The following is a 9,347-nucleotide window of genomic DNA, read 5'->3' as shown; positions in this document are numbered from 1 at the left end:
GACACCGCCCTTGCGCTTCGCCGGCTCGACCACCTTCAGCGTCTTCAGCCGCGGCGCCGGGTCGACGCCCAGATCGGCCGGGGTGATGGTGTCGAGCTGCTTCTTCTTCGCCTTCATGATGTTCGGCAGCGACGCGTAGCGCGGCTCGTTCAGGCGCAGATCGGTGGTGATGATGGCCGGCAGCTTGACCCGGATGGTCTCAAGCCCGCCATCGACCTCGCGGGTCACCAGCGCCGTGCCGTCCTCGATCACCAGCTTCGAGGCGAAGGTTGCCTGGGCCCAGCCCAGCAGCGCCGCCAGCGACTGGCCAGTCTGGTTGGCGTCGTCGTCGATCGCCTGCTTGCCCAGAATCACCAGCTGCGGCTGCTCCTTGTCGACCAGCGCCTTCAGCAGCTTGGCCACGGCCAGCGGCTGCAGCTCGACATCGGTCTGCACCAGGATGCCGCGGTCGGCGCCCATCGCCAGGGCGGTGCGGATCGTCTCCTGCGACTGCGCCGGCCCGATCGACACGGCAATGATCTCGGTCGCCTTGCCGGCTTCCTTGATCCGGATCGCTTCCTCGACCGAGATTTCGTCGAAGGGGTTCATCGACATCTTGACGTTGGCAAGGTCAACGCCGGACCCATCGGCCTTGACCCGGACCTTGACGTTGAAGTCGATCACCCGTTTGACCGGGACCAGGATCTTCATCGGCTCGCACTCCATCGGACGGCGCTTTTCGCGCTGCGGTATGACGCTTTTAACGGCCGCGGGCCGGATCGGCAACCGGCCAGGGGGATCAGGACAAAGGCCCGATTTTCGGGCCTTCGGTCCATCCGGTCCGCGACGGTTTGTGCTCCGCTGCCGACGGCGGCCCCGTGTTCCGCCGTCGCGGTGCGCTTACTTGGCCGGCTGGCCGGGGTCGAAGGTCGGCCCGCCCATGCAGGGCGCGACGATGTCCGAGCACTGCGCGGTGCGCTGATAGCCGCCGGTGGTGCGGTAGGACACCTCGGCGACGCGGCCATCGACCACGGTGAAGGTCGCCTCGCAATAGGTCGGGTCCAGCGCGCTGGTGCCGACCGGGATGCCGACGCCGGAATTGACCGGGCTGATGCCGATGCTGGAGCCGGGCCCACCGCCGCCGTAGCTGCCGATGTCGGCCGCCTGGTCCGCGGCCATCCCGGCGCTCTGATAGGTGAAGTACTGGGTGTTGCCGACGCTGCGGGTGCGGCTGGGCGTGCCGGCGCAGGACAGCAGCCGGGCCTGGCTGGTGCCGACCAGCTCGGACTGCGCAGCCAGGGCCTGCTGTTGCCGGGCCGCGCGCTCGGCGCAACCGCCGGCGAGGACGAGGACGGCGAGCCCGGCCAGGACAGCGTAGCGGCGAATCATGAAACACTCCGGAAACAGAAATGACGACTTCGACCACGATACCACGCCCGGCGCGATCGCAAGCCCGCTTCCGCCATGCCGGGGCGGCCCTTGGCCGTCCCCTGGCAGGTCACAGCTGCTTGGCGATGCGCTGAGCCATGTCCTGCGGCGCCAGCTGCGGCGGCAGGATGTCCCGCACCGACCAGTCCGGCCCCATCAGATAGGTGAAGGCGGAATGGTCCATCAGATAGGTCGAACTGCCCTGCACCTCGGCCTTCTGGTAGTAGACGCGGAACGCCTTGGCGGCCTTGGCGACCTGCTCCGGCGTGCCGGTCAGGCCGACCATGCGGGGATAGAAGGCCTGGGCGTATTGGCCGACCACCTCGGGCGTGTCCCGCTCCGGGTCGATGGTGATGAACACCGGCACCACCTGGTCGGCCTTGGGGCCGAGTTGGTCGAGGGCCGTGGCCATGGCCGACAGCTCGGTCGGGCAGACGTCGGGGCAGGTGGTGTAGCCGAAGAAGATCAGCGCGAACTTGCCGGCGAAAGCGGTCTCGGTGACCGGCTTGCCGGCTTGGTCGACCAGCGCGATCGGGCCGCCGACGCTGCCGAAGCCCTGGCCGGCGGGGCCGGGCCGGCCCGGCGGGCCCAGCCAGAAGGCGACGGCAGCGGCGATGGCTATGGCGGGCACCGCGAGCACCAGGATCCGCAGGATCCGCTTCTTCCACATCTCGACCCGCCCTCAGCCTTGCGTCATGGTCTGCCCGTCATAGGGGGCGCAGGCCCGCCATGAAAGGGCGCGCAGCGTCGCACAGCAACGGGGATTTCGCATGGCCGGTCAGGATCGCAAGGGACCGTCGGCAACCACCGCCACCACGGATGAGGAAAGCGGCACGGCGGGCGGCAATGACCGGCGCCAGGCGCTGGCAGCGCTGGAGATCATGCGCCGGCGCGGGCTGATCGACGAGGCGACCTATCTCGCGCGCAAGCAGGAGATCGAGGCGGGCTGAGCCCTTCGTTACCGGGCGATCGGTCCACCGGTCACCTCGACACAGCGCCGCACCAGTAGGGCGACGATGACCCCCAGCCAGGCGCCGGCGACGATGTCAGCCGGGTAATGCGAGGTGACGACGACGCGGCTCAGCGCCACCAGCCCGCCCAGCGTAGCGAAGGCCCAGCCCCAGCGCGGATACAGGATCCACAGCGCGGCCATGGCGGTGGCGATGGTCTGGGCGTGGCCGGACGGGAAGCTGTTCGAGAACAGGTCCCAGCCGAAGGGGTGGGGAGCGAAGGCGTCCTGGCGGAACAGGTGGCGCGGCCGCGGCCGGCCGATCACAGCCTTCAGCACCCAGTTGGACAGCGTCGTCGCGATCAGTGCCGTCAGCATGAAGCCGAAGCCGCGCGCCCGCCGCAGCCGCCGGGCCCGCACATCGCCATAGGCGGTCAGGAAGGCGGCGAAGCGCCAGCCGAGCCAGCCCAGGATCGCCAGCCCGTACCACCACACGCCCAGGCCGATATCGGTGAAAACCTTGATCGCGCCGATCACCGGGGCGTTGCGATGCGCCTCGAACCACAGCGCCGCCGGCCGATCGACGAAGGCGACCAGCAGGACGCAGGCAACGGCGGCGGCGATGCCGCTGGCCAGCACCAGCCGCCCGGCCCGGCGATGCCCCGATCCGGCTCCGGATCCGGCGAGAGTTTCCGACAGCCCCAAGCGCGCCTCCGACATGCCGGTCGTTTACGCCGGAATGGCGGGGGCGGGAAGCGTCGTTCCGATGGTGGGGCGTGGTCGAGGCGATCGGTGAGGGGCGCCCGGCAGAGATATGGTATCAGACCCTCGTGCGTCGAAGGCCGTGCCCATTCTCCGTTGACCTGAAGGGGTGTGCGATGGCGTTGAATCGTGCCGATTTCTACGACGCCGAACTTCGGCGGCACAATGAGGTCTTCCGGGCCGCCCTCAAGGTCGGGCTGCGCGATCGCGTGCTCGATATCGGATGCGGGGCGGGGCAGACCACGCGCGAAGCGGCCCGCATCGCGGTGCAAGGCAGCGTGCTGGGCGTCGACGTCTCGGCCGAGATGCTCGGGATCGCCCGTCAGCGCAGCGTGCAGGAGGGGTTGCGGAATGCCGATTTCGACGAGGCCGACGCCCAGTCGCGGGTGTTTCCCCCGGCCGGCTTCGACCTGTGCATCAGTCGGTTCGGGACGATGTTCTTCACCGATCCGGCGGCGGCCTTCGCCAATATCGGCCGGGCGATGCGGCCGGGCGCGCGCCTGGTGTGGATGGTGTGGCAAAGCCGGGACCGCAACGAGTGGGCGACCGTCATCCGGCAGGCGCTGGAGCCGGGGGGTGCCCTGCCGGCGGAGGTCCCTCCGGCGTTTTCGCTGGGTGATCCCGCCGTCGCCACACATGTCCTGAACGCATCCGGCTTCGTCTCGGTCGACTTTGCCGAGGTCCATGAACCGGTCTTCTATGGTCCGGATGTCGATGCCGCCTATGAGGCCGTGGTCGGCCTGCAATTCGCCAGGGACTTGCTGACGCGGGCGGATGCCGAGGGCGACGCGGCGCGACGGCGGCTGCGCGACCTGCTGGAAACCCACCTGACCCCGGACGGGGTGCTGTTCGATTCCCGCGCATGGATCATCACGGCGAAGATTTGAGGCCGCGCGCGAAAGCGTGTCCTCACAGGTCGAGCACGAGATCCTCCGTGGGGCGGCTGCAGCAGATCAGCACCGTGCCGTCGGCCGGCGGATCGATCGGCGTGGGCTGGTAGTCGACGGTGCCGGCGATCAGCCCGGTCTGGCAGTTGTGGCAGACGCCGGTCCGGCACGACCACCGGACCGGGACATCGCACGCCTCGGCCAGCTCGAGCAGGCTGTGGACATCCGGCCGCCAGGGGACGGCGAGGCCGCTGCGCGTGAACGTGACCTGCGGCCCGGTGCCCGTGGCGCCATCCGGCAGGTGCGGCGGGCGCTTCGCACTGGCGGCCACGCCCGGCGTCATCGAGGGGCCGGACCCGAACGCCTCGGTGTGGATGCGGCCGGCGGCAACCCCCCAGGCCGTGAGGCCGCTGGTGAATTCGCTCATGAACGCGGCCGGCCCGCACAGATAGACATCGGCGTCGCGCGGCACGCCCAGCGCCTGCAGTACGCCCACACTCAGGCGGCCGGCGGCATCGAAGTCGCGCCCGGGCCGGTCGGCGGGGCCGGGCGCGCTGTAGCGGGTGTGGCTGCGGCCATGCGCCAGGGCCGCCAGCAGCGTGCGCACTTCGGCGGCGAATGGCTGCTCCCCGCCGTTGCGCGATCCATGGATCCACCAGACCTCCCGGGCGGATGACGCGGCGGCCAGGGCGTGCAGCATGGCGAGGACCGGTGTCGCGCCGATCCCGGCGCTCAGCAGGACGACCGGACCGGCACCCGGCTGCAGCACGAAGCTGCCGCGCGGGGCGCTGGCGTCGACGACATCCCCGACCTGGATGTTCCTGTCGATGTAAGCCCCGGCCAGACCGTGGGCTGTGACGCCGACGCTGATGCGATATTGGGCGGTGCCCTGCGCGCCCGACAGCGAATAGCTGCGCAGCAGAGTGGCGGCGCCCGATGCGGGCTTGAGCCGCAGCACGACGAACTGCCCGGGCGATGCCGGCGCCAGCGGCTGCGCATCGACGGATTCGAACACCAGCGAGGTCACGCTGCTGCTCTCGCGGATTTTCCCCGCCACAAGCAGCGGCCGGAACCCCGGCCAGGCCGGGGGCGGGGCGGTCGCCGGACCCAGCCCGGGATTGCCCGCCGCGGCATCGCCACCCTCGCGGCGCTGCTTCAGCAGTGCCTCGAACGAGCTGCGCCAGCCCGCGCTCAGGGCCGGGATGCGCAGCGCCTGCTCCAGCTCTTCGGTCGGATGGCCCGGCAGGTACAGCAGCGCGTTGACCTGGGCAACGGTCAGCGGCTCGGGGCCCGCGGTAAGCTGTACGATCTCGTCGCCGGCCTCGACCTCTCCCTCCTCGATGACGCGGAGGTAGAACCCCGGCCGGCCCTCCGCCACCAGCATGGCGGCCATCTGCGGTTCGTCCATGCGGATGCCGACGCGGTAGCAGGTGACGCGGGGCTGGGTCACCTCGAACACCGCCTGCCCGATCCGATAGCGATCGCCGATGCGGACATCGTCGTCCGACAGGCCGTCGACGGTGAAATTCTCGCCGAACTGCCCGTAGCCCAACTCGGCCCGGCCCAGCCGCCGCTCCCAGTGCCGATAGGAGTCGAGCTGATAGACGAAGACGGCCCGATGCTCCCCGCCATGCCCGGCGAGGTCGCCCTGGCCGTCGCCATCGATGTTGAGGCGCCGGACCATGCGCCGGCCCTGGACCGGCTCTTTCCAGACCGCGGTCCGCACCGTCATGCCGCGCCACGCGATCTCGCGCGGCAGGCCGACATTGACCGAAAGCAATCGCGCCATGATTCGCTCTGCGCCAGAGGTCCGGATGGGCTGAGCTTGTTCCCACGGCGGGTCGGGGGCAAGGACATCGGTGCGAAGCCCTCCACCCTGGTGACCTGCCGTCGGAAGCCCGATTGCAGTGGTATTATCCGGCGACCAATGTTCATGATACGTTCCATGGACAACCCGCAATCCGACTCCAGCGCGACCCGGCCGACCGATCCCGACCTGAAATGGACGGGATGGGCGCTGGAGGCGCTGCGCGAAACGGTCGAGATCGATCTGCGTGCCAAGCGCGTGGTCGAGCGGCAGATGGCGATCCCGGGGGAGGCGGCGCCCGATGCCGCGGTGATGCAGGCCCGCCTGTCCCGGTCGGTGCGGCTATCGATCGCGATGACCGAGCGGATCCGGACCGACTACCTCATGCGCCGGGACGGGCGGACGCAGTCGGGCGAGCAGGAGCGCCGGCAACGGCGGCGGGCGCAGGCGCCCGACCTGGTCGCGGCGGCGGCGGCCCTGCCCGGCGATGCCGAGGACGCCGAACGGGTGCGGGCGATGGTGCGGGAGGATCTGGTCGAGGACGAGATCCTGGACGTGCAGATCGACCGCCTGTCGCCGGAGGAGTTCGTGCGGGCGGTGTGCCGCAAGATCGGCCTGCCGCCGGACCCGTCCTGGGTGCCGCGCGGCTGGGACGAGGCTGGCGAGGCGACGGCGGAGACGGTTGAGCGCCGACACATGCAGGACTGGCCTCGGCCCCCAAATGAGTCCGCCGCCGGCCGGCCTTTGCCGAAACCGTGGCAACCCGACAGCAGTTGAATGCCAATTCGGCGCGACCGCCTGTGAATCCATTCACCAGCCAGCCCGAACTTCCACTCTCCCCCTCCCCTTGCGGGAGGGGGGAAGGGGAGGGGTCTGCGTGCGTCCGCACGCGGATGGCCTGCCGACGGTCCTGGCCGCGACACCCCCTCCCCCTACCCCCTCCCGCGAGGGGAGGGGGAGAATTGAAAATCAACCGGAACCCATGCGGCCAACCGTCCCTTGCCCTATCCCCTCCAGGGGGATAGGTTCTTAACATGAGCCATGCCAACAACCCTGACATCATCGGCCGGCTGAAGCGGGCCCAGGGCCATCTCGCCGCCACGCTGCGCATGGTCGAGGCCGGCGAGGACGGCCTTGCCATCGCCCAGCAGCTCCAGGCCGTGGTCAAGGCGGTGGAGAAGGCGAAGACCATGCTGATCCTCGACCATGTCGACCATTGCGTCGCGCATCTGGCGAACGGAGCGGCCGAGGGCGGTGACGCCCGGCTCACGGCCGAAGGCCGAGACGCCCGGCTCGCCTCGCTGCGCGAGATCACCAAGTATCTGTGAGCCCCATCTCTGTGAGATTGCCATGTGCTGCCGTGTCGCCGTCGAACGGGTCTATCGCGAACTCTGCGCCCGGGCCGAACCGCCGGAGTGGGCGTTCGAGGCCGCGCTGACCCTGTACCGCCACAACCATCCCGACGTGCCGGTCGCGGTGGCGGCCCGCGATGTCCGGGACTGGACCGGCCACCCAACCACGCTGCACTGACCGCTCCACACCGACCGCTGAAGGGCCGCGCCGATGCACAGCCATTCCCTGGACTCCTGGCGGCACGACCATGTGTTCCTCGGCGCCGGCCATGACCGCAACGAACGCCGCACCCGCTGGGTGGTGCTGCTGACCGCGGCAATGATGGTGGCGGAAATCGCCGGCGGCCTCGCCTTCGGGTCGATGGCGCTGCTGGCCGACGGGCTGCACATGGCGACCCATGCCGGCGCGCTCGGCGTCGCGGCGCTGGCCTATCGCTATGCCCGCCGCCATGCCCGCGACCCGCGCTTCGCCTTCGGCACCGGCAAGCTGGGCGACCTTGCCGGCTTCGCCAGCGCGCTGGTGCTGGCGGTGGTGTCGGTCGGCATCGGCTGGGAATCGGTGGTGCGCCTCATGAACCCGGTCGCCATCGCCTATGACGAGGCGATCGCCATCGCCGTCATCGGCCTCGGCGTCAACATCGCCAGCGCCTGGCTGCTGCGCGACGACGACCACCACCACGGGCACGATCACGGTCATTCTCACGATCATGACCACGGCCACCATCATCATGACCGCGACCACAACCTGCGGGCGGCCTATCTCCATGTGCTGGCCGATGCCGTGACCTCGGTCGGCGCCATCCTCGGCCTGCTCGCCGGCCGGCTCTACGGCTGGGCCTGGATGGATGCAGTGATGGGTATCGTCGGCGGCGTCATGATCGCGCGCTGGTCCTGGGGACTGCTGCGCGATTCGGGCGCGGTGCTGCTGGACGCGGTGCCGGATCCCGGCCTGGCCACGGCGATCCGCGACCGGCTGGAAACCGACGGCGACCGCATCGCCGACCTGCATCTCTGGCGCCTCGGGCCCGGCCATGCCGCGGCGATCGTGGCGCTGGTCAGCGACCGGCCGCTGCCGCCGGCACAGTACAAGGCCCGGCTCGGCAGCCTGCCCGGCCTGTCGCATGTGACGGTCGAGGTCAATCTCTGCGACCATGCCCATGCCCATGCCCATGCGGCTTGAGGCCTGGGAGCCTGCGGCTGATTGCCGTGGCGCTTTCCGGCGGCATCGCCGCCATTCTGCGCCGCGCCGTCCCGGAGGGGGCGGCCTGAAGACTGGGAGACCGCCCAGAATTGGGAGATTAATGGTGCGCTGCCTGCCGATCCTCGCCGCCGCCGCCCTGGCGCTGACCATGCCGCTCACCGCCGCGCAGGCCGAGGTCGCGTCGGCCCAGTCGCCCGGCGCCGCCAGCCTGTCCGACCGGCTGGCGCTCTTCGCCCTGGTCCAGTCGCTGCGCGCCGGCCTCGGCGCCACCGACAGCGCCACCCTGTTCCTGGAGGATTGGTGCGGCCGCTATGGCCTGGCCCCGGTGGGCAAGATCGTGGCCAAGCGGGTGCCGGGCGAGGTGAAGCTGACGCCTGAGCAGCGGGCGCGGCTGGAGATCGACGAGTCAGAGCCGGTGGTCTATCGCCGGGTGCAGCTGACCTGCGGCGACCAGGTGCTGTCCGAGGCCGACAACTGGTACCTGCCGAACCGGCTGACGCCCGACATCAACAAGCAGCTGACCGAGACCGAGACGCCGTTCGGCCGCGCCATCCGGCCGCTCGTCCCGTCGCGCCGGACCCTGGCCTCGACCCTGCTGTGGCAGATCCTGCCCGAGGGGTGGGAGCGGATGCCGTCCGACCAGCTCGCCGACTGGGCGGCCAAGGCACCGGTGCCGGCCTATGACCCGGCGGGCTCGCTGTTCGAGAACAGTGCCATCGTGCTGCGCCAGGACGGCAAGCCGATCTCCGAGGTGCGCGAGACCTACAAGATGCCGCTGATCGCCTTCCGCTTCCGCTGAAACGAAAGAAGCCCGGCATAAGCCGGGCTTCCCATCGATCGGTCGGGGCCGGTCTTACTTGACGTCGGCCGCGACCTGGATCTTGACGATCTTGTCCGGGTTCGCCGGCGGCTCGCCGCGCTTGATCTTGTCGACGAACTCCATGCCTTCGACAACCTGGCCCCAAACGGTGTACTGGCCGTT

At 70.1% G+C, this 9,347-nt stretch carries 13 protein-coding genes; 7 read left to right on the top strand and 6 right to left on the bottom strand.

Annotation, left to right across the window (positions count from 1 at the left end; translation table 11 throughout):
* The 3 genes from AC3XYG_RS22715 to AC3XYG_RS22705 all read right to left on the bottom strand — a co-directional run.
* Positions 1-690, bottom strand: a 690-nt coding sequence (locus AC3XYG_RS22715; RefSeq protein ID WP_489142138.1) for an electron transfer flavoprotein subunit beta/FixA family protein, incomplete at its 3' end; no start/stop codon positions are given.
* Positions 691-879: 189 nt separating this feature from the next.
* Entirely contained in the window at positions 880-1,368 is a 489-nt protein-coding gene (locus tag AC3XYG_RS22710; protein ID WP_489142137.1) for a hypothetical protein, read from the bottom strand.
* A gap of 109 nt (positions 1,369-1,477) precedes the next feature.
* Complete coding sequence (locus AC3XYG_RS22705; protein WP_489142136.1) at positions 1,478-2,077, bottom strand: SCO family protein; 600 nt, start codon at positions 2,075-2,077, stop codon at positions 1,478-1,480.
* Positions 2,078-2,177: 100 nt separating this feature from the next.
* On the opposite strand from AC3XYG_RS22705, the gene AC3XYG_RS22700 reads away from it, so the two are divergent.
* Positions 2,178-2,357 (top strand): hypothetical protein, encoded by a 180-nt coding sequence (locus tag AC3XYG_RS22700; RefSeq protein WP_489142135.1) that lies wholly within the window; start codon positions 2,178-2,180, stop codon positions 2,355-2,357.
* Positions 2,358-2,365: 8 nt separating this feature from the next.
* On the opposite strand, the gene AC3XYG_RS22695 is transcribed toward AC3XYG_RS22700, so the two are convergent.
* Positions 2,366-3,061 carry a phosphatase PAP2 family protein gene (locus tag AC3XYG_RS22695; protein WP_489142134.1) on the bottom strand — a complete coding sequence of 232 codons (696 nt, stop codon included), beginning with the start codon at positions 3,059-3,061 and terminating at the stop codon, positions 2,366-2,368.
* A 71-nt stretch (positions 3,062-3,132) separates the two neighbouring features.
* On the opposite strand from AC3XYG_RS22695, the gene AC3XYG_RS22690 reads away from it, so the two are divergent.
* A complete protein-coding gene (locus AC3XYG_RS22690; RefSeq protein WP_489142133.1) occupies positions 3,133-4,005 on the top strand; it encodes a class I SAM-dependent methyltransferase in 873 nt (290 codons plus the stop codon).
* Positions 4,006-4,027: 22 nt separating this feature from the next.
* Here the strand turns inward: AC3XYG_RS22690 and AC3XYG_RS22685 are convergent, their stop codons facing one another.
* The gene (locus tag AC3XYG_RS22685; RefSeq protein WP_489142132.1) at positions 4,028-5,794 is read right to left on the bottom strand and encodes an MOSC domain-containing protein; all 1,767 of its coding nucleotides are present in this window, start codon (positions 5,792-5,794) and stop codon (positions 4,028-4,030) included.
* Between the two features lie 156 nt (positions 5,795-5,950).
* Here AC3XYG_RS22685 and AC3XYG_RS22680 point away from each other — a divergent pair, with 156 nt between their 5' ends.
* The 5 genes from AC3XYG_RS22680 to AC3XYG_RS22660 all read left to right on the top strand — a co-directional run bounded on the left by AC3XYG_RS22680 (position 5,951) and on the right by AC3XYG_RS22660 (position 9,164).
* Complete coding sequence (locus AC3XYG_RS22680) at positions 5,951-6,589, top strand: hypothetical protein (protein ID WP_489142131.1); 639 nt, start codon at positions 5,951-5,953, stop codon at positions 6,587-6,589.
* 257 nt (positions 6,590-6,846) lie between these two features.
* Positions 6,847-7,140 (top strand): metal-sensing transcriptional repressor, encoded by a 294-nt coding sequence (locus tag AC3XYG_RS22675; RefSeq protein WP_489142130.1) that lies wholly within the window; start codon positions 6,847-6,849, stop codon positions 7,138-7,140.
* Positions 7,141-7,162: 22 nt separating this feature from the next.
* Positions 7,163-7,342, top strand: a complete 180-nt coding sequence (locus tag AC3XYG_RS22670; RefSeq protein ID WP_489142129.1) for a hypothetical protein — start codon at positions 7,163-7,165, stop codon at positions 7,340-7,342.
* A gap of 33 nt (positions 7,343-7,375) precedes the next feature.
* Entirely contained in the window at positions 7,376-8,344 is a 969-nt protein-coding gene (gene dmeF, locus AC3XYG_RS22665; RefSeq protein ID WP_489142128.1) for a CDF family Co(II)/Ni(II) efflux transporter DmeF, read from the top strand.
* A gap of 121 nt (positions 8,345-8,465) precedes the next feature.
* Positions 8,466-9,164 (top strand): hypothetical protein, encoded by a 699-nt coding sequence (locus AC3XYG_RS22660; protein ID WP_489142127.1) that lies wholly within the window; start codon positions 8,466-8,468, stop codon positions 9,162-9,164.
* Between the two features lie 54 nt (positions 9,165-9,218).
* Here the strand turns inward: AC3XYG_RS22660 and AC3XYG_RS22655 are convergent.
* A partial coding sequence (locus tag AC3XYG_RS22655; protein ID WP_489142139.1) for a peptidylprolyl isomerase occupies positions 9,219-9,347 on the bottom strand: 129 nt, incomplete at its 5' end.

Source organism: Inquilinus sp., from assembly GCF_057815775.1.
This window is presented reverse-complemented; position numbering and strand designations above follow the sequence as displayed.

Coding starts and splice junctions, on each gene's coding strand:
- AC3XYG_RS22710 (WP_489142137.1), bottom strand. CDS start 1,368: ATGATTCGCCGCTACGCTGTCCTGGCCGGGCTCGCCGTCCTCGTCCTC.
- AC3XYG_RS22705 (WP_489142136.1), bottom strand. CDS start 2,077: ATGTGGAAGAAGCGGATCCTGCGGATCCTGGTGCTCGCGGTGCCCGCC.
- AC3XYG_RS22700 (WP_489142135.1), top strand. CDS start 2,178: ATGGCCGGTCAGGATCGCAAGGGACCGTCGGCAACCACCGCCACCACG.
- AC3XYG_RS22685 (WP_489142132.1), bottom strand. CDS start 5,794: ATGGCGCGATTGCTTTCGGTCAATGTCGGCCTGCCGCGCGAGATCGCG.
- AC3XYG_RS22680 (WP_489142131.1), top strand. CDS start 5,951: ATGGACAACCCGCAATCCGACTCCAGCGCGACCCGGCCGACCGATCCC.
- AC3XYG_RS22675 (WP_489142130.1), top strand. CDS start 6,847: ATGAGCCATGCCAACAACCCTGACATCATCGGCCGGCTGAAGCGGGCC.
- AC3XYG_RS22670 (WP_489142129.1), top strand. CDS start 7,163: ATGTGCTGCCGTGTCGCCGTCGAACGGGTCTATCGCGAACTCTGCGCC.
- dmeF (WP_489142128.1), top strand. CDS start 7,376: ATGCACAGCCATTCCCTGGACTCCTGGCGGCACGACCATGTGTTCCTC.
- AC3XYG_RS22660 (WP_489142127.1), top strand. CDS start 8,466: ATGGTGCGCTGCCTGCCGATCCTCGCCGCCGCCGCCCTGGCGCTGACC.